The organism is Maribacter sp. X9 (genome assembly GCF_048537565.1).
Lineage (GTDB): Bacteria > Bacteroidota > Bacteroidia > Flavobacteriales > Flavobacteriaceae > Maribacter.
The window spans coordinates 1,117,108-1,140,149 of record NZ_CP183215.1; the positions used below are offsets into that span (position 1 = coordinate 1,117,108).

The 23,042-nt window shown below is 40.4% G+C and carries 19 protein-coding genes and 1 tRNA gene; 15 read left to right on the plus strand and 5 right to left on the minus strand.

Features of this window, described 5'->3' with window-relative positions:
• The first annotated feature begins 69 nt into the window (after positions 1-69).
• Positions 70-297: a hypothetical protein gene (locus ACNR9Q_RS04730; RefSeq protein WP_419213462.1), complete on the plus strand. Its 228-nt coding sequence runs from the start codon at positions 70-72 to the stop codon at positions 295-297.
• A gap of 73 nt (positions 298-370) precedes the next feature.
• Here ACNR9Q_RS04730 and ACNR9Q_RS04735 read toward each other — a convergent pair whose 3' ends face one another.
• Together ACNR9Q_RS04735 and pta are read right to left on the minus strand one after the other, a co-directional pair.
• Positions 371-1,558: an acetate/propionate family kinase gene (locus tag ACNR9Q_RS04735; RefSeq protein WP_419213463.1), complete on the minus strand. Its 1,188-nt coding sequence runs from the start codon at positions 1,556-1,558 to the stop codon at positions 371-373.
• A gap of 6 nt (positions 1,559-1,564) precedes the next feature.
• Positions 1,565-3,652: a phosphate acetyltransferase gene (gene pta / locus ACNR9Q_RS04740; RefSeq protein ID WP_419213464.1), complete on the minus strand. Its 2,088-nt coding sequence runs from the start codon at positions 3,650-3,652 to the stop codon at positions 1,565-1,567.
• Positions 3,653-3,899: 247 nt separating this feature from the next.
• Here pta and ACNR9Q_RS04745 point away from each other — a divergent pair, with 247 nt between their 5' ends.
• The 6 genes from ACNR9Q_RS04745 (at position 3,900) to scpA (ending at position 11,640) form a co-directional block, all read left to right on the plus strand.
• Positions 3,900-4,682: an Fpg/Nei family DNA glycosylase gene (locus ACNR9Q_RS04745; protein ID WP_419213465.1), complete on the plus strand. Its 783-nt coding sequence runs from the start codon at positions 3,900-3,902 to the stop codon at positions 4,680-4,682.
• Positions 4,683-4,785: 103 nt separating this feature from the next.
• Entirely contained in the window at positions 4,786-6,423 is a 1,638-nt protein-coding gene (locus ACNR9Q_RS04750; protein WP_419213466.1) for an ABC-F family ATP-binding cassette domain-containing protein, read from the plus strand.
• Positions 6,424-6,572: 149 nt separating this feature from the next.
• Positions 6,573-6,725 (plus strand): YqaE/Pmp3 family membrane protein, encoded by a 153-nt coding sequence (locus tag ACNR9Q_RS04755; RefSeq protein WP_419213467.1) that lies wholly within the window; start codon positions 6,573-6,575, stop codon positions 6,723-6,725.
• A 447-nt stretch (positions 6,726-7,172) separates the two neighbouring features.
• Positions 7,173-7,979 carry a DUF6503 family protein gene (locus ACNR9Q_RS04760; protein ID WP_419213468.1) on the plus strand — a complete coding sequence of 269 codons (807 nt, stop codon included), beginning with the start codon at positions 7,173-7,175 and terminating at the stop codon, positions 7,977-7,979.
• Between the two features lie 129 nt (positions 7,980-8,108).
• Positions 8,109-9,485: a methylmalonyl-CoA mutase subunit beta gene (locus tag ACNR9Q_RS04765; RefSeq protein ID WP_419213469.1), complete on the plus strand. Its 1,377-nt coding sequence runs from the start codon at positions 8,109-8,111 to the stop codon at positions 9,483-9,485.
• Positions 9,478-11,640, plus strand: a complete 2,163-nt coding sequence (gene scpA, locus ACNR9Q_RS04770; RefSeq protein WP_419213470.1) for a methylmalonyl-CoA mutase — start codon at positions 9,478-9,480, stop codon at positions 11,638-11,640. Before ACNR9Q_RS04765 ends, scpA begins: the two co-directional genes overlap by 8 nt.
• 75 nt (positions 11,641-11,715) lie before the next feature.
• On the opposite strand, the gene ACNR9Q_RS04775 is transcribed toward scpA, so the two are convergent.
• Complete coding sequence (locus tag ACNR9Q_RS04775) at positions 11,716-12,960, minus strand: MFS transporter (protein WP_419213471.1); 1,245 nt, start codon at positions 12,958-12,960, stop codon at positions 11,716-11,718.
• Positions 12,961-13,196: 236 nt separating this feature from the next.
• Here ACNR9Q_RS04775 and ACNR9Q_RS04780 point away from each other — a divergent pair, with 236 nt between their 5' ends.
• The 6 genes from ACNR9Q_RS04780 (at position 13,197) to ACNR9Q_RS04805 (ending at position 18,106) form a co-directional block, all read left to right on the plus strand.
• Positions 13,197-13,772: a RidA family protein gene (locus ACNR9Q_RS04780; RefSeq protein WP_419213472.1), complete on the plus strand. Its 576-nt coding sequence runs from the start codon at positions 13,197-13,199 to the stop codon at positions 13,770-13,772.
• A gap of 70 nt (positions 13,773-13,842) precedes the next feature.
• Positions 13,843-13,914, plus strand: a tRNA-Arg gene (locus ACNR9Q_RS04785).
• A gap of 215 nt (positions 13,915-14,129) precedes the next feature.
• Positions 14,130-15,419, plus strand: coding sequence for a CitMHS family transporter (locus ACNR9Q_RS04790; RefSeq protein ID WP_419213473.1), 1,290 nt, complete (start codon positions 14,130-14,132; stop codon positions 15,417-15,419).
• Positions 15,420-15,421: 2 nt separating this feature from the next.
• Positions 15,422-16,759, plus strand: coding sequence for an acyclic terpene utilization AtuA family protein (locus ACNR9Q_RS04795; protein WP_419213474.1), 1,338 nt, complete (start codon positions 15,422-15,424; stop codon positions 16,757-16,759).
• A gap of 4 nt (positions 16,760-16,763) precedes the next feature.
• Positions 16,764-17,078 (plus strand): AtuA-related protein, encoded by a 315-nt coding sequence (locus ACNR9Q_RS04800; protein ID WP_419213475.1) that lies wholly within the window; start codon positions 16,764-16,766, stop codon positions 17,076-17,078.
• Positions 17,075-18,106, plus strand: coding sequence for an alpha/beta hydrolase (locus ACNR9Q_RS04805; RefSeq protein WP_419213476.1), 1,032 nt, complete (start codon positions 17,075-17,077; stop codon positions 18,104-18,106). Before ACNR9Q_RS04800 ends, ACNR9Q_RS04805 begins: the two co-directional genes overlap by 4 nt.
• Before the next feature lie 745 nt (positions 18,107-18,851).
• Here the strand turns inward: ACNR9Q_RS04805 and ACNR9Q_RS04810 are convergent.
• Positions 18,852-19,463 carry a DNA alkylation repair protein gene (locus ACNR9Q_RS04810; RefSeq protein WP_419213477.1) on the minus strand — a complete coding sequence of 204 codons (612 nt, stop codon included), beginning with the start codon at positions 19,461-19,463 and terminating at the stop codon, positions 18,852-18,854.
• A 56-nt stretch (positions 19,464-19,519) separates the two neighbouring features.
• Here ACNR9Q_RS04810 and ACNR9Q_RS04815 point away from each other — a divergent pair, with 56 nt between their 5' ends.
• Together ACNR9Q_RS04815 and ACNR9Q_RS04820 are read left to right on the plus strand one after the other, a co-directional pair.
• On the plus strand, positions 19,520-19,723 hold the full coding sequence (locus tag ACNR9Q_RS04815) for a hypothetical protein (RefSeq protein ID WP_419213478.1): 204 nt from the start codon (positions 19,520-19,522) through the stop codon (positions 19,721-19,723).
• A gap of 355 nt (positions 19,724-20,078) precedes the next feature.
• Positions 20,079-20,231: a hypothetical protein gene (locus ACNR9Q_RS04820; RefSeq protein WP_419213479.1), complete on the plus strand. Its 153-nt coding sequence runs from the start codon at positions 20,079-20,081 to the stop codon at positions 20,229-20,231.
• Between the two features lie 706 nt (positions 20,232-20,937).
• Here ACNR9Q_RS04820 and ACNR9Q_RS04825 read toward each other — a convergent pair.
• Complete coding sequence (locus ACNR9Q_RS04825) at positions 20,938-22,623, minus strand: sulfatase (protein WP_419213480.1); 1,686 nt, start codon at positions 22,621-22,623, stop codon at positions 20,938-20,940.
• Positions 22,624-23,042 lie beyond the last annotated feature (419 nt).

Genomic DNA, 23,042 nt, shown 5'->3' on the forward strand with positions numbered 1-23,042 from the left:
TAAGCACACTAGACGTGTAAAAACGGTAATTTTTTTTGATAAAATAGTGTACGTTTAAAGCAGCCAAAGGTGAGTAGTATAGATTTCGAGGCTCCAAAAATTGAACTATTCTTTGAACGAACAAAACATACATCAGAGATGGCGATAAACGGTAAATCACGGACTTGGATAGCGTTCGCAACCAACTCTTTTTACTATTTCAGCAAAGAATGGTTCATGTGGATCGAACCCATTCTAATCGGTTATACCCAAGGGCGTGGTATGCCCTTTTTAAATACAGTTGCGTTAAGCAGATAGCCGGCAATAGAGAGTGCATTCCGGTGAATGGCATAGCAAAGTATTTGGATGTCTTATAAGTTCAGACTAAGGTTCACTCGCTCTTTAACAGATAGGCTTGCTTTGCAATTTCAAGCTCCTCATTAGTTGGTATTACCAATATTTTCAATTTCGAACCTACCTGTTGAATCTCGGAGATTCCAGAATTTCTTTGCTTGTTTTTTTCAACGTCAATTTGAATTCCCAGGGCATCCAAATTTTCACAGACCATTTGGCGTAGTACGCTGGAGTTTTCACCGATACCCGCGGTAAAAATGATGGCGTCAAGTCCGTTGAGCACTGCAAAATAACTGCCTATGTATTTTTGAATGCGATAGGCGGTCATGGCCAGTGCCAATTGACAGTCCTTGTTTCCTTGTTCAGCGCCGTTTTGGACTTCCCGAAGATCGGATTGTCCGGTAAGGCCTAGCAGTCCGCTTTGTTTTTGCAACAGCTGGTTGACCTCTTTAGAACTCAGGCCCAAGCTATCCATCAGGTAGAAAATAACGGATAGGTCGATCGCACCACTTCTGGTACCCATAATGAGTCCGTCCGTAGGTCCAAATCCAAGGGAATGGTCAATGCTCTTTCCATCTTTTATGGCGGTCATGCTACAGCCGTTCCCTAAATGGATACTGATGATTTTAGAGGAGGGATTTTTTAGATAGTCAATGGCCCTTTCCGATACATATTTATGGCTGGTACCATGAAAACCGTATACCCTGATGTGATGTTCGCTTGCCATTTTTTTGGGGATGGCATACAGGTATGCTTTTTCAGGCAGCGTTTGGAAAAAGGCGGTGTCAAAAATGGCCACTTGGGCGGCATTTTTAAAAATGGCAGTGGCCACTTTTATACCCAAGGCGTTCGCCGGATTATGAAGCGGTGCCAATGTCGCTAATTTCTCTATTTCAGCAAGGACGGAAGCATCCACCACGGTGGGTGCGTTGAAAGAACTGCCTCCGTGGACCACCCTGTGTGCAACGACATCGATTTCCTCGGTGGTATCCAATACGCCCAGGTTGGTATCCAGCAATAATTGGGTTATCGCTTCTAAACTTTCCTGATGGTTTTCCAAAGGGCTGGTGTGGCTGTAAGAATCGTCCCTGGCCGCATAATGGATTTCAGATTGCTCACTGCCGATCCGTTCTACAAGTCCTTTACAGATAACTTCTTCGGATGGCATTTCCAATATTTGAAATTTGATGGAAGAACTTCCGGAGTTGATAACTAAAATCTTCATAATCGTTTAATTTTCTTGTGCCTGTATCGCCGTAACGATGACAGTGTTGAAAATATCCTCTACCGTGCAGCCGCGGCTTAGGTCATTGACAGGTTTGTTCAGACCCTGTAGCATAGGGCCAATGGCCAAGGCGCCTGTTTCTCTTTGTACCGCTTTATACGTGTTGTTTCCCGTATTTAAATCGGGGAAGATCAAAACCGATGCTTGCCCAGCAACCTTAGAATCTGGCAATTTACTTTTTCCGATGAGGGGGTCTACGGCGGCGTCGTATTGTATGGGACCTTCAATCTGCAACTCGGGATGCTTCGATTTAAAGATTTCGGTCGCTGTTCTTACCTTGTCGACGTGCTCACCTTTTCCAGAGCTTCCGGAGGAATAGGAAAGCATGGCAATTTTCGCTTTAATTCCAAAAGCTTCTGCTGAACTTGCCGAGGAGATCGCAATTTCTGCCAACTGCTCGGCGGTTGGGTTGGGATTTATGGCACAATCACCAAAAACCGACACGCGATTCTCCAAACACATAAAAAAGACGGAAGAGACCACCCCGATACCCGGTTTGGTCTTTATGAACTGTAATGCGGGGCGTATGGTATGTTGGGTAGTATGCACCGCACCAGAAACCATTCCGTCCGCATCTCCTTTATAGACCATCATGGTGCCAAAATAGGATACGTCGAGCATCGTATCCCTAGCCACATCCATATTTACCCCCTTATGCTTTCGCAATTCGTAAAAGGTGGTCGCATAATTTTCAAAATTGGGAGACGCTGCCGGATCGATGATGTTCAAATGGCCGATATCAAATCCTAATTGCATTGCTTTCTTTTCCAACTGTTCCCGATTTCCTAAAAGGGTAATGGAGACAATCCCCAAAGCACTCAATTGACTGGCTGCTTCTAAAATTCGCACATCTTCTCCTTCGGGTAATACGATGTGTTTTTTGTGACTCTTGGCCCGTTGCAACAGATTGTACTGGAACATTCTGGGTGTAGTGCCCTTAGGTTTAAAGGTCTCTAATCGTGCCAATAACAATTCCCCATCGATGTGGTTGTTGAATAGCGTTATGGAGGTAGCTATTTTCTGTTTGCTTTCGGCATAAATTTTCGATTTTATGTTCCCCACGGCGTTGGTAGCGTCAAAAGTGCCTTGTTCCACCGAAATGATCGGCACATGGGTTTCAAAACCTTCCAATAATTTCAGGATGGAAGGTTCAGGGAGAATTCCACCGGTCAAAACAATTCCTGAAATAGTCGGGTAATTATCGGAAAGGTTTGCCTGTAAAGCCCCCAGAATGATATCGGAACGGTCACCGGGTGTAATGACCAAACTATTCTCATGCAGATGGTTGAGATAATTATGCAGTTGCATGGCCCCGACACCAAAGCTTCCGGTCTGGTTATCCAGATTTTCGGCCCCAAAAAGCACTTTTCCTTTGAGCGAATCCACAATTTCCTTAATGGTGGGGTGAGATAGATCTTTTACCCGGGGTACGGCAAAGGCAATCGTTTTGCCCTCTAGCTCCCTTTGGAGTTCTTGACGAACCAGTTCTACATTTTCTGGGCGGACCTTATTGGCGACTACCGCTAAAATTTCTATTCCTTTTTGAAGATAGGTATTCACGGCGGACTCCAGGTTTCCGCAAAATTCGGTCAAGTTTTTGCCTTTGGCATTATCTACCAAAATAACAGGGGTTCCCAAGTTTTTGGCGATATCGATGTTCAAATCGAATTCGATGATACTTCCATCGCTTGTAAAATCACTTCCTTCCACGAGGATAAAATCGAATTGGGCTTCTAGATGCTTGAACTTAGAAATGATGGTGTCCAGAATATCCCGTTGCCTTCCTTCGTTGAACAGTTCCACCACCTGACTTTGGGTTAGGGCATAGGCGTCAGCGACAGGAATATCCAAATTAAAATGCGAAATAATGGTATGGATATGGTTATCAATGGCTCCCTTCTCCACATCGTCGATCACAGGTCTAAAATAGCCTACTTTCCCCATCTTACCGAGTAGGAGTTGCATTAAGCCTAGCACGACCAAAGATTTTCCACTATGAGACTCGAGGGTGGTAACGTATAATGCTTTAGTCATAATTCATAATAAATTTCAGAAGCATAAAGATAGAGGTTTTACTATTTTTTAGGGCATGATCTGGTGTTTGAATTGGTTACGGAACCGGATTGTAAACAAGTTTTTTGATATTTAGCAATGGTCATTTGCTACCACAATTTTGTTATAATGAAGGGTATGGATCGTCTAGGAAACTAAAAACACATCATACGGGTCTAAAGTAAATTCGGCAGAAAATTGCTTTTTGCTAACTTTAAAATAAAAAGCAATGCCAGAATTACCAGAAGTGCACGGTTATAAGGTCTATATCGACAGTACAGCATTACATCAGACCATAGTAGCTATGGATTGTCGGGACGACCGACTTCTAAAAAAATCAAAAAAAGAGTTTGATACCCATTTACTGGGAGAACAGTTGACCGGTACGGTTCGTATTGGAAAATATCTTTTCGTGAAAACTACCGGTGATAAAATTCTGGTCATCCATTTTGGAATGACAGGGCGCCCCAATTATTACAAGGATGTGGATGACCGACCAAAATATGGCCATATCGTGCTCACCTTTGAAAATGGCTTTCATTTTGCCTATGAGAACAAACGCAAATTTGGTTGGTGGAACCTTATCGATTCCATCGAGGATTATAAAAAGGAACACAATTTGAGTGATGATGCTAGAGCACTGTCTTTTGAAGATTTTAAAGCATCGCTCCAAAGCCGTAAAACACATATCAAAAAGATACTCATGGATCAAAGTGTAGCTGCCGGAGTAGGAAATTGGATGGCCGATGAGATATTGTACCAGGCGAAAATGCATCCGAAGAAAAAAGTACAAGATATGACCGAAAAGGATATTAAAACCGTTTTTGAAGCCATGAAAAAAGTAATCGAGACCGCCATTGAAAACGATGCCCACTACGCCGATTTCCCGAAGGATTTTCTAATCCACTTCAGGAAGGAGGGAGGCACTTGCCCCCATACCGGAGCGACCATAGAAAAAATAAAACTGGGCGGAAGGGCAACCTACTTTTCTCCCGATTGGCAGCAATTATAAAGGTTCTTGTAATAGACATATCATCGGATGGAATATTTTTTAGGTTCACCTAGCTTTAAGGCCCGATACTTATTCCTAGTTTTGCAGCTTTAAATTTCCAATTATGATTTCAGTCGATAATTTGGCGGTAGAATTTAGTGGTACGACCTTATTCAGTGAGGTCTCTTTTGTCATCAACCCTACCGATAAAATCGCCCTAATGGGCAAAAATGGTGCGGGTAAATCTACCATGATGAAAATCATTGCCGGCGAACAAAAAGCTACCCGTGGCAATGTGCGGGTTCCCAAGGATGCCGTTATCGCCTATTTGCCCCAACATTTGTTGACCGAGGATGATTGTACCGTCTTTGAGGAGGCAGCCAAAGCCTTTAAGCACGTTTTTGAAATGCGAGATGAAATTGATCGGCTCAACAAGGAATTGGAAACGCGGACCGATTATGAGAGCGATGCCTATATGGGCATCATCGAAAAAGTATCGGATCTAGGGGAGAAATATTATGCGCTGGAGGATGTCAATTACGACGCTGAGGTCGAAAAGGCTTTAAAGGGTCTTGGTTTCAAACAGGAAGATTTTACCAGACAGACCAGTGAGTTTAGCGGAGGTTGGCGTATGCGTATCGAATTGGCCAAAATCCTTTTACAGAAACCCGACCTGATTTTGCTAGACGAACCTACCAACCACATTGATATTGAATCGGTGATTTGGTTGGAGGATTTTTTAATCAACAAAGCCAATGCGGTCATGGTGATTTCCCACGATAGGGCTTTCATCGATCATATTACCAATAGGACCATTGAGGTGACCATGGGCCGTATCTTCGACTATAAGGCCAATTACTCCCATTACCTGCAACTACGGGAAGATCGTAGGGCACATCAAATCAAAGCCTATCAAGAGCAACAAAAGTATATTGCCGATAATATGGCGTTTATAGAACGTTTTAAAGGCACCTATTCCAAAACCAACCAGGTTTCTTCGAGGGAACGTATGTTGGAAAAGTTAGAGATTATCGAGATTGATGAAATTGATACATCCTCGCTAAAATTGCGTTTTCCGCCCGCGCCTCGTTCCGGGGATTATCCGGTTACGGTTAAGGATGTTTCTAAATCCTACGGAGATCAAGTGATCTTCAGTGGCGCGAACTTGTCCATCGCCAGGGGAGAAAAGGTTTCTTTCGTGGGCAGGAACGGGGAAGGAAAATCGACCATGATCAAAGCTATTTTGGGAGAGATTCCCGTGGAAGGTACCTGTCAATTAGGCCATAACGTGAAAGTGGGCTACTTTGCCCAAAACCAAGCTTCCTTATTGGATCCAGAACTTACCATTTTCCAGACCGTCGATGAGGTCGCTTTTGGTGACATCCGCAGTCAAATCAAGAATATCCTGGGCAGGTTCATGTTCAGCGGTGAGGATATCGATAAAAAAGTGGGGCTGCTTTCAGGAGGTGAAAAAACCCGTTTGGCCATGGTTAAACTATTGTTGGAACCGGTCAACTTGCTGATTCTGGATGAACCTACCAACCATTTGGATCTAAAATCAAAAGACGTGTTGAAGGAGGCACTTTCTACCTTTGACGGTACCTTGATCTTGGTTTCCCATGACCGGAATTTTTTACAGGGACTTTCGCAAAAAGTTTTCGAGTTCAGGGATCAAAGGGTCATTGAACATTTTGAAAGTATTGATGCCTTTTTAGAGCGCAATCGAATCAAAAGTATTGCCGAGATCAATTTGATGAAATAGCGTTAAAAGTTCTTTCGGCAGGGGATGTTATCCTAATCTTACTGAAAATCGTTTACCGAGTGTAAGTGCTTTTAAGCTAGTATTCAATTGTATAGCGTCAAGCGAAACCTGTGGTTCGCTGTATATTTGGTTGAATCAAAAATTAAACTATGTCTTTATTAACGATAATTTTAAATATTCTTTTACCACCATTGGCTGTTTTTATGAAGCACGGTGTTGGTACAACGCTTTTAATAAGTATTTTACTGACGATGTTGGCGTGGCTACCTGGTGTAATTCATGCATTTATTGTGAATCAGTAAAATGAGTATATAAATCTGGCCTGCTTATATCGTGGGTAAGGATTATAAAAGCCGAACGGTTATCACAATTAGATAACAGTTCGGCTTTTAATTTTATATAATTCCATAGATTACCTCCTTCAAATGATGACTGAAATCAATACGTTAATGGGAGATTTCGAAGCTTTCTCACAAGCTATCGTATTATCAATTGGGCTCATTTGAAGTAGCGCGTGTACTTTTTCTTTTTGATTGGAGTTCAAGTGAAGCACATCCAACCAAGCAAATGCCTTATATGAATTGTGATTTGCTGGAATTGTATGGCATATCTCGGTATCCGACTAATTTTAATAATATCTTTGAATCTCTTGGTTTCCATTTGAGAATTGGGCAGGGGAAAATTGTTCAACCAAAGGCCATACGTAAGGGTCTACATTGAATAGAGAAGTTAAACCTTAATACCAGCATATGACGAAATATAGTAAGTTGTTGACGTTTATGTTTGCAATTCTAGTGGTGGGTTGTAAAGATGTACAGAAAGAAAAAAATGATAAGGCAGCTTTTGAAAAATCTGAGCAGGAACAAAAAGAAGGAACTAGCGCTATTCTGAACGAAGCCATTAAAGCACATGGGGGAATGCTCTATGATACAGCACATTATCAATTTGTTTTTCGTGATAAAATATATACGTTCAATAATAAAAATGGGTATACATACACGGTTAAAGCAAAAGATAGTTTAGGAAATAGCATTGACGATACCCTTCAAAATGGGGATTTTAAAAGAACCAAGAATAATGAGGTCGTGGACTTATCAGAAAAAGACATTGCTAAGTATAGTAATGCCTTGAACTCGGTTATTTATTTTGCAACGTTACCCCATAAATTGAACGATAAAGCCGTGCAAAAAGAGTATGCCGGTGAAACGGTCATTAAAGGGGAGGAGTATGATGCGGTAAAAGTCACTTTTGGTAAAGAAGGTGGGGGAAAGGACCACGATGATGTATTTATGTATTGGATCAATAAAAAATCGCACTATATTAATTATCTGGCCTATAGCTATAGTGTGAACAATGGCGGCGTACGTTTTCGGAGCGCCTATAATCCACGGACTGTTGATGGAATTCGGTTTCAGGATTATATCAATTGGGAAGCACCTGTCGGAACTCCGTTGCAGCAATTACCAACGCTATTTGAAAAGGGGGAGTTAAAGGAATTGTCGAAGATTGAAACGGAGGATGTTCTGAATTTAAATACTTCTGATGTAGGAGCTTAGCTTGAGTTAACCGTTCTCTAATTCAGCTAACAATTTTGGAATGGTATCTTTGATAGGCACCGTTTTAAAGTTCTAAATAGGTTTAGTTTGAAATAAAGTTAGCCTGATTTGAATATTAAATCCAAGACTATGAAGGGTAAAACCTTATTTGAAGATTTTCCAGAAGTTTCTGCGAAAGCATGGAAGCAAAAGATTCAATATGAATTGCGGGGAAAAGATTATAATGAGGAGGTCGTTTGGGATTCTCCCGAAGGAATAAAGATAAAACCCTTTTACCATGCCGATGATTTGCCAAAGAATAACCAGCACATTTCTAGAGCTTCAAATCCATGGAAAATTGGTCAAGTCATTTATGCAGGTAATGCGATCATGGCCAATGAAAAGGCACGAAAAATACTGAAGAAAGGGGCAGATGCCATCCGGTTTGTCATTCCTTCTGAAGAAGTAGATAGTACAGCTCTTTTGAATAATATTGATTTAAATACTGTTCAGGTATATTTAGAAATGCAATTTTTGTGCAAAGAGTATGTCGCAAGAATGATAAAAAATGTTTCTAATGCCGATAAGCTCTACTATCAAATAGATCCTATTGGGCATCTTTCCCGATCCGGAAATTGGTATACATCCTTGTCCTCAGATTTTGAAACTATGGACGCATTTACGCAAATGCCTATTGAAAATATATTCAGTATCGACCTTTCGCTATATGAAAATGCGGGTGCCGATATGACCCAACAACTCGCCTACGGGTTTGCCCATGCCAATGAGTATCTGAACCGTTTGAATGAAAAAGGTACACTTGATAAGCTAAAGAGCGTACAGTTTAAGGTTTCGATCGGGGGCAATTATTTTTTTGAGATTGCAAAGTTGCAGGCATTACGCAAACTGTGGAAGGTGCTTGCTGGGGCGTACGTAGTTTCAGTAGGTTGTCATATTACCGCAATGCCATCCAAACGCAATAAAACCATTTACGACACTAATGTGAATATGCTACGCACTACTACCGAATGTATGTCGGCTATTTTAGGAGGTGCCGATACCATTTTTAATTTACCCTATGATTCCGTTTACCATAAGGATAATGAATTTGCAGAGCGTATTGCCCTGAATCAATTAGTATTGTTGAAGGAAGAAAGTTATTTTGATAAAGTCGATAATCCGGCAGAAGGCAGTTATTATGTAGAGACCCTTACGGATCAATTGGCTGAAAGAGCATTAGTGCTTTTTAAAGCCATTGAAAAGGAAGGCGGCTTCTTAAAGCAGTTGAAAAATCACTCCGTTCAGAATAAAATTGCTGATAACGCAAATAAGCAGCAAGATCGATTTAATAGGGGCCAAGATATTTTGGTGGGATCAAACAAATATCAGAACGAATTGGATGTAATGGGTGCTGCGTTGGAACTCTATCCATTCGTAAAAAAGAGCCCTAGAAAAACTTTGATCGCCCCGATCATCGAAAAAAGGTTGGCCGAAGGCTTGGAGCGGAAAAGATTGGGAGATGAGTAGAAAGGAGCTTCAACATATCAGCCTCAAGAATACTACTTTAGATTCGAAGGAACAAAAAGTTGGTGACCAGCATCGGCGCGATAAAAAGTATACCACTGCTGAGCATATCGATCTTAAAAAGAAGTACTCTGAAAAGGATGTAGAAGAATTGGAACACTTAAATTTTGCCGCAGGTATGCCTCCCTATTTACGTGGCCCTTATAGTACCATGTATGTACAACGCCCGTGGACCATAAGGCAATACGCCGGATTTTCAACCGCCACCGAAAGCAACGCCTTTTACCGGAAAAACTTAAAGGCAGGTCAAAAAGGTTTGTCCGTCGCCTTTGACTTACCTACCCATCGGGGATATGATAGTGATCATGAGCGGGTAGCAGGAGATGTAGGTAAAGCGGGAGTAGCGATAGATTCGGTAGAGGATATGAAAATTCTATTTGAAGGGATCCGTTTAGATAAAATGTCCGTCTCCATGACTATGAACGGCGCGGTCTTGCCCATTATGGCCTTTTATATTGTGGCCGCTGAAGAGCAAGGCGTAAGCTTGGAACAGTTGACAGGGACGATTCAAAATGACATTCTAAAGGAATTTATGGTGCGAAATACCTATATCTATCCACCAGTACCTTCGATGCAATTGGTGGCCGATATTTTTGAGTACACCACCAAGCATATGCCCAAGTTCAATAGCATCAGCATTTCAGGTTACCATATGCATGAAGCGGGAGCACCGGCACATTTAGAGCTGGCCTATACTTTGGCCGATGGTTTGGAATATATTCGAACGGGGTTAAAGGCCGGACTAAAAATCGATGATTTTGCACCCCGTTTATCTTTCTTTTGGGGAATCGGGATGAACCATTTTATGGAAATAGCCAAAATGCGGGCAGCACGGATGCTTTGGGCAAAAGTAGTGAAAGAATTCAACCCCAAGAACGAGAAATCCTTACAGCTCAGAACACACTGCCAAACGAGTGGATGGAGCCTTACGGAGCAAGATCCTTTCAATAACGTAGCCCGAACGACCATAGAAGCCACTGCCGCGGTCTTTGGAGGTACCCAAAGTTTGCATACCAATGCCTTGGATGAGGCCATTGCATTACCGACCGATTTCTCTGCACGTATCGCTAGGGAAACTCAAATCTATCTGCAAGAAGAAACCAACATCACCAAAACGGTAGATCCTTGGGCGGGAAGTTATTATGTGGAAAAATTGACCCATGATTTGGCCCATAACGCATGGGAACTGATGGAAGAGGTAGAAAACCTAGGAGGAATGACCAAAGCGATTGAAACAGGAATTCCAAAGATGCGCATTGAGGAAGCGGCGGCACGAAAGCAGGCGCGCATAGATAGCCTTCAAGATGTCATAGTAGGGGTGAACAAATATAGATTGGTAAAGGAGGATGAGCTTCAAATTTTAGAAGTCGATAATCAAGAAGTACGAAGGCAACAATCGGAACGCCTGCAGCAATTGAAAGCCGAGAGAAATACAGAAGAGGTCAGCAAATGTTTGAATAATCTTACCACAGTAGCGAAAAATAAACTTCAAGGGAGTGGTGAGGAAGAAAATTTACTAGCTTTAGCGGTAGCTGCGGCCAGGTCAAGAGCAACCTTGGGGGAAATAAGTAGTGCGTTGGAGAAGGCCTATGGAAGACATAAAGCAACCATTAATTCATTCACCGGGGTGTATTCAAAGGAAATAAAACAGGACGACAGTTTTAAAAAAGCACAGGAAATGGCAGACCGCTTTGCCGAGCAAGATGGTCGTAGGCCAAGAATTATGATAGCCAAAATGGGTCAAGATGGTCATGACCGAGGTGCTAAAGTTGTGGCAACAGGTTATGCCGATTTAGGTTTTGATGTGGATATAGGTCCCCTTTTTCAAACACCGAAGGAAACGGCTAAACAAGCAGTAGAGAATGATGTCCATATTTTAGGAATAAGCTCTCTTGCTGGGGGACATAAAACCTTGGTGCCCGAAGTCATCCAGGAATTAAAAAACTATGGCCGAGGCGATATTATGGTCATTGTGGGCGGAGTTGTGCCCAAACAGGATTATTCATTTTTGCTAGAAGCCGGCGCAACTGCGGTATTTGGTCCGGGCACCAAAATTAGTGAAGCGGCTATTCAGATATTGGAAATGATTTTGGAGTAGGAAAATTTATAAGTTTAAAATAGAAAAGGGCGAACAACTAAGTTGTTTGCCCTTTTCTATGAATCAAAAACTTCATTATGCCGTAGCAACTTCCACTTCAGTTTTTCTATTTTTCATCCAAAAATAAAGAATGGTAAAGAGAACAATAAGAATGGCAGGAAAGGTGACCATTGTTCCTAAAGTATCCTGACCCGAAACTAACTCTAATTCATCACCAGTAAGACCTTGCGCAGCTGCAGTGCCTCTATCGGCATCAATCCAACCGCCAATTATAGGTTGAAAAATTGAGGTGGAAAACATTCCTATGGCCCCAATTATAGACATACCCAAAGCACCTGTTTTTGGAGTTTTTGTAGCGGTTAGACCTATCATGTTGGGCCAAAAATAAGCTACACCAAGAGCAAAGATAACAGCGGCAACATAGGCCATCGCACCAGTTTGTGTACTAAAAAGGTAAACGCCGATGGTGGCTAGAATAGCGGAACCAAGTAAAACACCAGTTTGGTCAAATTTTGCTACCATGCTACCACCAAAATACCTGGCTACCGCCATTAATCCAGCTGTTAGCGCTAAGATTAAGGTAGGTTCGGCACCACTTTTCGATAATATAAGACTAACCCATTGGTTTGGTCCAAATTCTGAAATCGCCGTGAGCGACATACAAATGGCAATAAATATAAATAGTGGGGTCAACATTCCTTTTAAATTACCGGTAAGGGTCGCGGCTTCTTCAATTGTGGCTTTTGGCCAAGCTTGTCCAAAAAATAAAAACGCATAAATAATAGCAGGAACCAGTAATAACCATACTTGACTTTGACCAGTAATATCCATATCTGTCATAAGACCGGATAATAGGCTGCCAACAGCAATTCCGCCAGGAAACCACATATGAAAACGATTAAGCATCTTACTCATTTTATTTCCTTTATAGGCATCAGCAATCATAGGGTTACAGGCGGCTTCCGTACATCCATTACCTAATCCTATAAGTAGGTTGGCTACCAAAAGGCCTATATAACTTTCGGAAAATATCAATAATATGATTCCAATAGTATGCGCAAAAAATGCAAACTGCATAATCGCCTTACCACCCACCTTATGGTATATCAATCCTCCTATGACCATGGCGATAGGAAATCCTGCGAACCACATCGAAGTAATTAAACCTGCCTGACTCGCGGTCAATTCCAATTCCGTTTTTAGTTGGTCAAGTATTCCTGCGGCTATGGCGAACGAAAAGGCCGTGGTTATCAATGCAAAACAACTGGCATAAAACAGTCTATTGGCATTTACATTAGAATTTGCTGTGGAACTTTCCATATGATATCGATTTTAAGTTGTTTTCGGTTGAACTGCTAAACTAATAAAAATGGAATAATATTAATCCTTTTTTAGTGAAATCATACTTTATGAACGCTGTAATGTATAAAAATTAGTTTTTGAATAAATTCAGGTGATTTTTTTATAATATCATAGGTGCTGAATATGAGCCTTTTGAATTATTAATGGATGAATAAGTATCTTGTACTATCCTAAAAGTAACCAAATTAAAAACCATGAAAAAAGTCACCTTTGCCGTAATTGGCTTGTTGTTTATAAATTGTGTACAAATCAAAAGTAACCCTGACGCTGAAACCGATGAAACAAAGCGCAATATAGATACCCATTACGACCCTGAAGCTCGCTTGGATAGTTTGGGAATTGTATTAAGGGACCCTGGGAGTCCTTTGGCGAATTATGTGCACGCCGTGCGCAGTGGCAATTTGATATTTCTGGCGGGCAAGGGCCCAAAACAGGCAAATGGCGAGAATATTGTTGGCAAATTAGGGGCGGAGTTAAGCGAGGAAGAAGGTTATAATGCCGCAAGGGAAGCGGCCATCAATCAGATTTCTGTCCTAAAATCAGAATTGGGAAACCTGAACAAGGTGAAACGTATTGTCAGTGTTCACGGTATGGTTAATGCCACTCCAGAATTTAAGGACCATTCCAAGGTAATTAACGGTTGTTCAGACCTAATGGTGGCCCTATTTGGCGAGAATGGAAAACATGCCAGGGCCGCTGTAGGTATGGGCTCATTACCCGGCAATATGGCGGTTGAAATTGAGATGGTGGTAGAACTTTATGAAGAATAGTGAAAAGAGCCTGCCCGTATAATACCGGTTTTCATAAAATAATTCTATTTTTGCGGCACTTTAGAGTATTGGCCTCGTAGTTCAATGGATAGAATAGAAGTTTCCTAAACTTTAGATGCAAGTTCGATTCTTGCCGAGGTCACTTTTTTGCTTACAAACCAATTCATTTATTCTCCATCCTTTCATTAGTTCAAGTACATTCTTCTATTGATTAAATTTAAGTGAGTTAAGTAAAAATAAACCGAATGGCGAAGTCACTTTTTTTTGTGAGATAAACTTGACACTAAATTTAAAATATACTTTCTATCCATATAATCTTTACCTATTTTTAAGACTTTTAAGTCTTAAATCACTTCAATGCTCGCTTGGCTCGGTCTATCAACTATTATTGCATTATTGTTTTTTGTAATGACCAAAAAAATGGCCGCTGTAGTAGCTTTGATCCTTGTTCCCATTGCCACAGCTTTGATGGGCGGCTTTACCACTGAAATTATTGATTTCATAACAGAAGGTATTAAATCCATTGCCCCTACTGGAGTCATGTTCATATTTGCCATTCTTTTTTTCGGTATTTTGACAGACGCCGGCACATTTAAGCCCCTAATTAAAAAATTGTTGAATTTTTCGGGTAATGATCCGGCGAAGGTTACCGTAGCTACTGCCTTATTGGCGATGTTAGTGCATTTAGACGGTTCTGGTGCGGTCACTTTTTTGGTGACCATCCCGGCCTTTCTTCCGCTTTATGATGCACTCCATATGAAGCGAAGCACTTTGGCCACAGTAACAGCATTAGGGGCTGGAACCATGAACATTTTACCTTGGGGAGGCCCTACGATTCGAGCGGCATCTGCGCTTGATGTATCGGTAACCACGCTTTTCAACCCTATGCTCCTACCTGTTATCATTGGTCTTTGTTCCGTGCTTGTCATCGCCTTTTTTCTCGGGAAAAAAGAGCGTAAGAATTTGCCGCTAACAGCAAATAGTATGGTGTACGAGGCTACGGACTTAGCATCTACAGAACATGAACGTCCAAAACTGTTCTATGTGAACATTGCTATGATATTAATTGCGGTAGCTTTACTTATCAGTGGTATGGCTCCACCGCATATCATATTCATGGTAGCCTTTGCCCTGGCTATTACCCTCAACTATTCCGACCCTAAGTTACAAGGCGAACGTATAAATGCCCATGCTAAAGCAGCACTACTAATGGCCAGTATTCTCTTTGCTGCAGGGTGTTTTACAGGAATTTTAAAGGGTTCGGGAATGATAGATGCCATGGCGCAGGGTGCTGTCACCTTAATACCAGAGTCCATAGGAGGTCATTTAGCGCTATTGACCGGTGTGGTCTCTATGCCCGCAAGCCTGCTGTTCGATCCAGATTCTTTTTATTTTGGTATTTTACCTTTAATTTCCAACACGGCTTCGCATTATGGGGTAGCCTCTGTGGAAGTAGGTCGAGCTGCTATCATGGGCCAGATGACTACTGGTTTTCCTGTTAGTCCGCTTACAGGTTCTACCTATCTCCTCATCGGATTGACCGAGGTGGACTTGGGAGAACACCAGAGGAAAACCATTCCCTTAGCTTTTTTGGTCACCTTGATTATTCTATCATTTTCCTTGTTAATAGGGGCTATAAGTTGGTAAACATGAAAAAAATTAGAATTGGATGTGGAGCAGGTTATGCAGGGGATCGATTGGATCCTGCACTGGAGCTTATCGCAAAAGGTAATTTGGACTACATCTGTTTTGAGGGCCTCGCCGAGAGAACCATTGCGCTGGCCCAACAGGAAAAAAAATCAAACCTTAAATTGGGGTATAATGACCTACTTCTATATCGAATGGAAAAAGTGCTTCCGTTGGCGTATAAACATCGAACCAAGGTTATCACCAATATGGGTGCTGCAAATCCCCTGGAAGCAATAAAGGAAATTGGCAAGTTGGCGGTCTCCCTTGACTTACACAATATTAAAATTGCCGCAGTTATCGGTGATGATTGCAGCGATAAAATTGAGGATTACCTACAGTGTCCTATTTTAGAAACCGGGGCTTTGCTATCATCGCTTAAAGAGCATATTCTTTCCGCCAATGCTTATTTAGGGGGTGATGGCATTGTTGAAGCCCTCGCTAATGGCGCAGATATTGTGATTACGGGACGTGTTGCAGACCCATCTTTATTTTTGGCACCCATGCAATACGAATTTGGATGGGAACACTCTCAAACCAAGCTAATGGGCACAGGGACTTTAATCGGTCATCTCTTGGAGTGTGCAGGTCAGGTAACCGGAGGTTATTTTGCGGATCCGGGAAAAAAAGAGGTGCCGGATCTTTGGGATCTGGGCTTTCCTTTTGTGGAGGTTTACGAAGACGGTAACGGTTTTATCTCTAAACTACAGGATGCGGGCGGTTTGGTCACACCAGCGACGTGCACTGAACAACTTTTATATGAAATACATGATCCCGCAAACTATATCACCCCAGATTGTACTGCTGATTTTTCTAAAGTGATGTTCTATCAGGATGATAAAGATAAAGTAGTTTTTAAGGATGCCAATTCTAAAACGGCAACCGATACTTACAAAGTGAGCGTGGCATATTCGAATGGATTCCTCGGGGAAGGAGAAATTAGTTACGGAGGCGCAAATTGTTTAGAAAGAGGTTTACTGGCGAAAAAGATTATGGCAAAGCGATTGAAACTTTTACCCTTTGAAATTCTGGATATGAGGATCGACCTTATAGGGGTCGATGCCTTAATAAAAAGGTCTAATTATTCCTCAGAACCTAGCGAGGTACGATTAAGGGTGGCCGGCAAAACACCATTGAGAAATCAGGCACAACAACTTGCAAATGAAGTGGAAGCCCTGTATACCAATGGACCTGCAGGAGGAGGAGGGGCGACAAAGAAGGTCTCAGAGGTTGTGGCAATTGCTTCCATACTTGTGCCAAAATCCGATATTGATTTAAGTGTTACCTATATAACTACGTAGAAAAATGAAACTTTGGGACATTGCACATTCGAGAACAGGAGATAAAGGAAATATCAGCAACATATCAATCATTGCCTATAACATTGAGGACTATGAACTGATTGAAAAAAACGTGACTCCTGCTAGCGTAAAAAAATGGTTTGGTGCACAAGTACAGGGAGATGTAATTCGCTATGAACTACCCCAGTTAGGCGCCTTAAACTTTGTAATGTACGAGGCTTTAGGTGGTGGTGTAACGAGCTCCACCGCTTTGGACAAACACGGGAAAACATTAGGCGCATATTTATTGGATATGCCCATTAATAGAAACATAGAATGATTAGAAAATTACTTTTAGTACTACTTATTCCAATCACTTTTTCAACATGGGCCCAAAACAATTTGAAGGGAACAGTGGTTAAAGATTCACTGTATTCGAAAAATCTGGAGAATGAATTTGGGGAAAATCCGCGCCGATCGGTTTCGGTATATCTTCCCCCAGGCTATGATACTTCAGAAAAAAAATACCCTGTTATCTACTTTTTACATGGCTTTTTAAACGATGACAGCCTTATCGACCCCATGAAGGAACTTTTGGACTATGCCATTGAGGAACATAAAATTGACCCTTTTATCTTGGTAATTCCCGACCAAAGAACCACTTATGAGGGTAGTTTTTATTCCAATACCGGAATTTTTGGTAATTGGGAAGATTTCACCGCATTTGATCTCGTGACCTATATGGACACCAATTATAGAACGCTTCCAAAAAAAGAAAGTAGGGGGATCACAGGGCACAGTATGGGCGGATATGGAGCGCTGAAAATCGCGATGAAACATCCTGATATTTTTAACGCTGTCTATGGAATTAGTCCTGGGGCGTTGGCCATTGTTCGAGAGTACGGGCCTAACAGTAATACCTATGTTCAATATTCCAAATCAAATACGATGGAAGATTTATCCAAATCCTATTTTGGTAAGGTCATATTGGCCTTCGCTAGATCGTGGTCTGCCAATGCATCTAATGAACCCTTTTATTGTGATGTTCCCTTCACCTATCAAGGCGATGAATTACAGGTCGATAAATCAGTCCTAAAAAAATGGCACGAGAATATGCCTTTTTATATGATTACCGATTATATCGATAATCTAAAGGAATTGCGGGCCATAAAGTTTGATTGGGGACGTAATGCTGGAGATCGGTTTACCATTCAATGTAAAATGTTCAGTCAAGGATTGGAGAATGCGGGGATCATACATTTTTCCGAGGAATATATTGGAACACATACCAACAATATTTATGAAAAGGAAGGTAGGTTGCCACAGCAGGTATTACCTTTTTTCGATTTATATCTGGATTTTGAATAATTACGCAATAATTGAAAGATTAAGCATTTTTAGAGGTAAAATCACCGAGCAATAAGAAAATCTAAACCTTTAATATGAATTTTTGAGGACTTAATTTTTTTTGGCAAAGCCATCAGACAGACCTTTTTTGAGACCGCTTTTTTTATTATTTTAAATATCAATTGTTTCAACTAAGTAATAAAATACGGAAAGGTTCATTGGGCAAGCCGAACATTAAAATCTCCCTTTCTTGACTTATGATTCTCCTATTCTAACCCCTTCAATCGTTGACAACCCACATTCCATTCTTAAAGGAATACGCTACCACGATTCAAAATGGTTACATTCGGTATCAAATGGAGCTGAATAAAAGTTACGCTTCCTTAACTTAAAACCGTTTTGCGTGTCTTGGTTCAATATCCTGTATATTAAATACGTACACTTTTCCCTTGGGCTTTTCGTCTATTATCATACATATTATATTCAATAATATTCTAGAAGGAAAGCAAGGGCGCTTTTGCTCATTACGTAACCTAATTTATAGTCAGACCCGCGTTATTTTTAACTTGCAAACTTATTGGGATAGTGTCTGAAGAAAAGAGTTGTCGTTTACCTCAGTTTTTATTAAACTTTGAAAAGAGACGGCCGAGCATCTGAAAATTTATTTTTGTGTTTTATAATAGTTGCTGACTCACCTAACAAGTGGCCGTACAATATTTTGTATTACTCAAAATTGTCAACCCGCAAAATGAGTTGTAATAGTTTTTCATTTTTTTTGGTTTTTAGTCACATATTTATAAGTGAAACTAATTTTCTTGTCGCTTAAGTCCCAACCCGATATTTCTTCTTCTATCAAATCGTTGTATTTCTTTGAAATATCTCCAAGGGAATTCCCAACAGATTTTCTTAAATAATCGCTATCACTTGCTTTATGTGCACTAATCAGACTTATTGCGACTTTTGGATTATCCTTGAAATAGGGACGACTTGTCCAAATTCGTAACCCTTCGGTCACTGCCCTACAAACATTCGGTCTCTTGTCGCTTAACCATTCTTTTATTATTGGCAAAGATTTTTCATATCCATTATCGTTACAATATTGGTCAAAAGCTTTTGCCAAAATTTCTTGAACTTGCCAACTCGAATCTTTACTGACTTCTGTTTTTAATATATGTAACGCTCTCAAATTTTTCGAAGCCACCAAACCCAGAATGAAAACCGCTAAACTTCTAATTTGATATTTTTCGTGCTTTAACAGTTCACAACATAAAATCATAGCATTCTCAATAGTTTCGGATCTAAAAATCTTTAGTGCTTCAATTTCTATCGGTTTAAATCCATTCTCTAATTTTGATAATTTTTCAATTACATCTTTCATTATCGTATGAAGTTTTTTTCACTTGACCATAACTAGTGATATCAGTATAAATATACATGCTATCCCTTAAAATAATCGGTGAAACCTTCTTTAAGTTTCCTGTTCCTATACCTAGCAATGTTATCGGGTTTTTCGGGATTGATGCCTACATTGTTCCTGAAAAAATAGTTTCCGTTTATCCAGATCTCTCCATGAAATGTACTGAAAAGAATTCCAAGATCGGTTTTGATGTTCGGGATGGGTACATCCTATATTCCTAGTTTCAGCGTATGCCCGGTAATTTCTTCACGAGAGCCTGAACAACCTTATCCGACTTGAACCGTAGACCTATGTGTTTACGGCCATAGATCAATCAATGCTTCCGAGTAATGCCTCTTCCTTTGAAAACGATTTAGGCGTACCATCAGCGAATAAAGTTCGCATAGGGATTCACTTAATTTTATGGAAATGAGATTACAGCATGAATGCTTGAACTGTAAAACATTTATGGGAAGGAGGGATAATAAATGCTGCAACCTGCACTGCAAGAGTCTCTACCAATAACATAAGTAAAAACAACGACCGGAACGTTTCTACAATAGGGTGGACAATCAGCCGAAACTGAACCGGAAAATATTGAAGGAATATAACAAAGGGGGCAAGGTGACCATCAATAGCAGTGTGTTGTTGGAATCGAGATTCGACCCGAATTTTTTTACCCACTACTGGAAAAACCAGAAAGGAGAGGTGTTCCTCTTCGTGTACGAATACGGATTTTTGAAGAAGTAAGGGAAGGGAAAGAGAAAATATGACCTGGTCACTTGGCAAGATTGTATGAAAAAGAATTTTAGTTGAAGTTGTTTAATGCTTATAACCTGTAAATCCTTTTTTAACCTTTGAAAAATTATCGTTTAATTCTATTGGTTTGTACAAAAGAAAATCACCATAAAAGTTCACAAAGGGTTAACATCGAAATTTTTAAAAAGGGAAAATCCTTGTAAACTAGGGTATTCAGAGTATGAAGTTCGATTTTTGCCGAGGTCACTTTTTTGACTCGCTATATTTGATCGTGTTTTGAGAAAAGAGCATAATGACCGTTTTAATTAATTTTGAAAACATGTAAAAACCAAAAGTGGATAGCAAAAAAAAGGGTTCTAAACCGACAGTAGTTTGTGCCCTTGGGTTTTTTTTCTTGACAATTCTATGTCTTAAGGTTGCAAAAATTCTACCGAATCTATCCGCAGGTAAATTATGGTAGGATTTTGGAGTGAATTATTCAGAAAATCGTTCTGCAAATAGTAATGAACTCTTATTTTCTTTAATTGTAAAATGATCAGCTTCAGCCTAATATATCAACATGAACCATCCTAAAAAGTTCAGATTTTCCAAAGTGAAAGTCCGAACGTAATGAATTATAGGTACCTACTATGTATTGAATGTTTAGTTGTTATAAAGATTCTGAAATTGGATTTAAACCTTACGTTTTGCTGATAAATTAATTGGTTTTCTTAGAATTTTCCCATTTCTTAACAATGGGTTCTAAAATTTCTTTTTCGACACCCCAAACCTTCCCTTCTTTAGCAAGGGGCATAAATTCATCAATGTACTGCTGGCTTAGTGCTTCTGAGTCACCGTATTGTTCACGTAGTTCGTTTAATCTTTTATGAAGGTCTTTTTGAATTTCGGCGTAGTCGGGATCATCATAATAGTTATGTTGCTCCAAAGGGTCTTTCTTTAAATCGATAAGCTCCCAATAATCTAGGTCAAAATAGTAATGTATCAGCTTATAATCCTTTGTAATCACAGCATAGTGCCTGTTTACATTATGCTCGGACGGATGCTCATAGTAATGATAATACACGGCGTCACGCTCCCAATTATCCAAATCACCTGTAAGAACGGGCACTAGACTTTGGCCCTGCATATCTGAAGGCTGTTCTACGCCGGCCACATCTAAAAATGTCTGAGCAAAATCTAAGTTCTGTACTAGTTCATTGGATTTAGTCCCTGCTTTTATCCTATCTGGCCATGAAACCAAAAGAGGGGTCTTAAAACTTTGGTCGTATACGAACCGCTTGTCGAACCAGCCATGTTCCCCCAAATAAAAGCCTTGGTCGGAAGTGTATACGATAATCGTATTGTCCATTAAATCGTTGGCTTCCAAATAATCCAATACGCGACCTACGTTCTCATCCACCGATTCAATCGTGCCTAGGTAGTCCTGCATGTATCTTTGATAGCGCCATTTGGCCAAATCTTTTTCATCCATGTTCGGATATCTCTTTTTGAATTCATCCATTATAGGTTGATAGGCGGCATCAAAATTCGCCTTTTGAACCGAATCGAAACGTCCGATCTCATATTCATATCTTATTTTATCAAACCCTATCTCTTCAAGTCCCAGTTCGTCCATAATCGCTGGGTATACCTTAGTGTCTCCTGCCCAACCCATATTTCCGTCAACGTTCATTTGGGCGACCTTAGCTGCCGGCATTCCTTCATGGTCATCGAACAGTGTAGCAGGTTCTGGAAACGTTTTATGGGTGTACTCTTTCATATGTCTTTCGGCCATTAACCAAGCACGATGAGGTGCCTTGTGGAGGTACATCAACATAAAAGGTTTTTCCTTTTCACGTTCTTTATCAAGCCAATCTAATGTCATGTCGGTAACAATATCCGTCACATATCCTTGTACTTTAATCTCTCCTTCGTTTTTAGTGATAAAATCAGGATTATAATAAGATCCCTGTCCAGGTAGTATTTTAAACTGGTCAAATCCCCTTGGGTTGTTGCCAAAGTGTAACTTTCCAAACATGGCGGTTTGATAACCTGATTTTTGCAACAATTGAGGAAAGGTAACATTGGTCGTGTCAAAAGGTGATACATTGTCTACTTTACCATTGATGTGCGAATGTTTTCCCGTTAAGATCGTTGCCCTTGACGGCGCGCATATCGAATTAGTGACACTTGCGTTGGTGAACAACATGCCCATTTTGGCAATCCTATCGATGTTGGGGGTCTCTATTAAACTATTGTCGTAGGCAGATATAGCTTGATAGGCATGATCGTCTGACATGATAAATACAATGTTCGGTCGATCGGGTCCTTTTTCAATTTCTGCATTACACCCCATAATCGTTAGCATGATAATGATAACGAATAATGATGTTGGTTTTGTCATTCTGAAAATATAGCTTGATGATATTGTTTATATTCTATTGTACTGTTTTCTAGCATTTTACATATGGGTCGAACAATTGTGATTTTTAATGACCTGCTTGTTCCACCTAAGACTATTTATAGTAAACCACCCTCCTATACTATTTGGGTCGAATTCCCATCTGTGGGTTAAGTTACCATGATTAATGAAATTTCAAACTTTTTTATCGAAAATATTTAAATTCATTAGGGTATTTTTGAACTTAAATCCCTTGAATTTCTATGTACTTCACTCAATTCGTTTTCACGCGCGTGGTCTTTTAATTTTTATGCATTCCATTAGAAGATGGACTTTTGCGTACTTTGGTAGAGGTAATGTTTCGGGATTATTTTCTGCCAAAATAGGTGTATAAATACAAGGAGAAATCTAACCTAAGGCTT

Coding starts and splice junctions, on each gene's coding strand:
- ACNR9Q_RS04750 (WP_419213466.1), top strand. CDS start 4,786: ATGATTTCAGTCGATAATTTGGCGGTAGAATTTAGTGGTACGACCTTA.
- ACNR9Q_RS04790 (WP_419213473.1), top strand. CDS start 14,130: ATGCTCGCTTGGCTCGGTCTATCAACTATTATTGCATTATTGTTTTTT.
- ACNR9Q_RS04745 (WP_419213465.1), top strand. CDS start 3,900: ATGCCAGAATTACCAGAAGTGCACGGTTATAAGGTCTATATCGACAGT.
- ACNR9Q_RS04825 (WP_419213480.1), bottom strand. CDS start 22,623: ATGACAAAACCAACATCATTATTCGTTATCATTATCATGCTAACGATT.
- ACNR9Q_RS04735 (WP_419213463.1), bottom strand. CDS start 1,558: ATGAAGATTTTAGTTATCAACTCCGGAAGTTCTTCCATCAAATTTCAA.
- scpA (WP_419213470.1), top strand. CDS start 9,478: ATGAGTAGAAAGGAGCTTCAACATATCAGCCTCAAGAATACTACTTTA.
- ACNR9Q_RS04755 (WP_419213467.1), top strand. CDS start 6,573: ATGTCTTTATTAACGATAATTTTAAATATTCTTTTACCACCATTGGCT.
- ACNR9Q_RS04805 (WP_419213476.1), top strand. CDS start 17,075: ATGATTAGAAAATTACTTTTAGTACTACTTATTCCAATCACTTTTTCA.
- ACNR9Q_RS04780 (WP_419213472.1), top strand. CDS start 13,197: ATGAAAAAAGTCACCTTTGCCGTAATTGGCTTGTTGTTTATAAATTGT.
- pta (WP_419213464.1), bottom strand. CDS start 3,652: ATGACTAAAGCATTATACGTTACCACCCTCGAGTCTCATAGTGGAAAA.
- ACNR9Q_RS04760 (WP_419213468.1), top strand. CDS start 7,173: ATGACGAAATATAGTAAGTTGTTGACGTTTATGTTTGCAATTCTAGTG.
- ACNR9Q_RS04810 (WP_419213477.1), bottom strand. CDS start 19,463: ATGAAAGATGTAATTGAAAAATTATCAAAATTAGAGAATGGATTTAAA.
- ACNR9Q_RS04815 (WP_419213478.1), top strand. CDS start 19,520: ATGCTATCCCTTAAAATAATCGGTGAAACCTTCTTTAAGTTTCCTGTT.
- ACNR9Q_RS04775 (WP_419213471.1), bottom strand. CDS start 12,960: ATGGAAAGTTCCACAGCAAATTCTAATGTAAATGCCAATAGACTGTTT.
- ACNR9Q_RS04795 (WP_419213474.1), top strand. CDS start 15,422: ATGAAAAAAATTAGAATTGGATGTGGAGCAGGTTATGCAGGGGATCGA.
- ACNR9Q_RS04765 (WP_419213469.1), top strand. CDS start 8,109: ATGAAGGGTAAAACCTTATTTGAAGATTTTCCAGAAGTTTCTGCGAAA.
- ACNR9Q_RS04800 (WP_419213475.1), top strand. CDS start 16,764: ATGAAACTTTGGGACATTGCACATTCGAGAACAGGAGATAAAGGAAAT.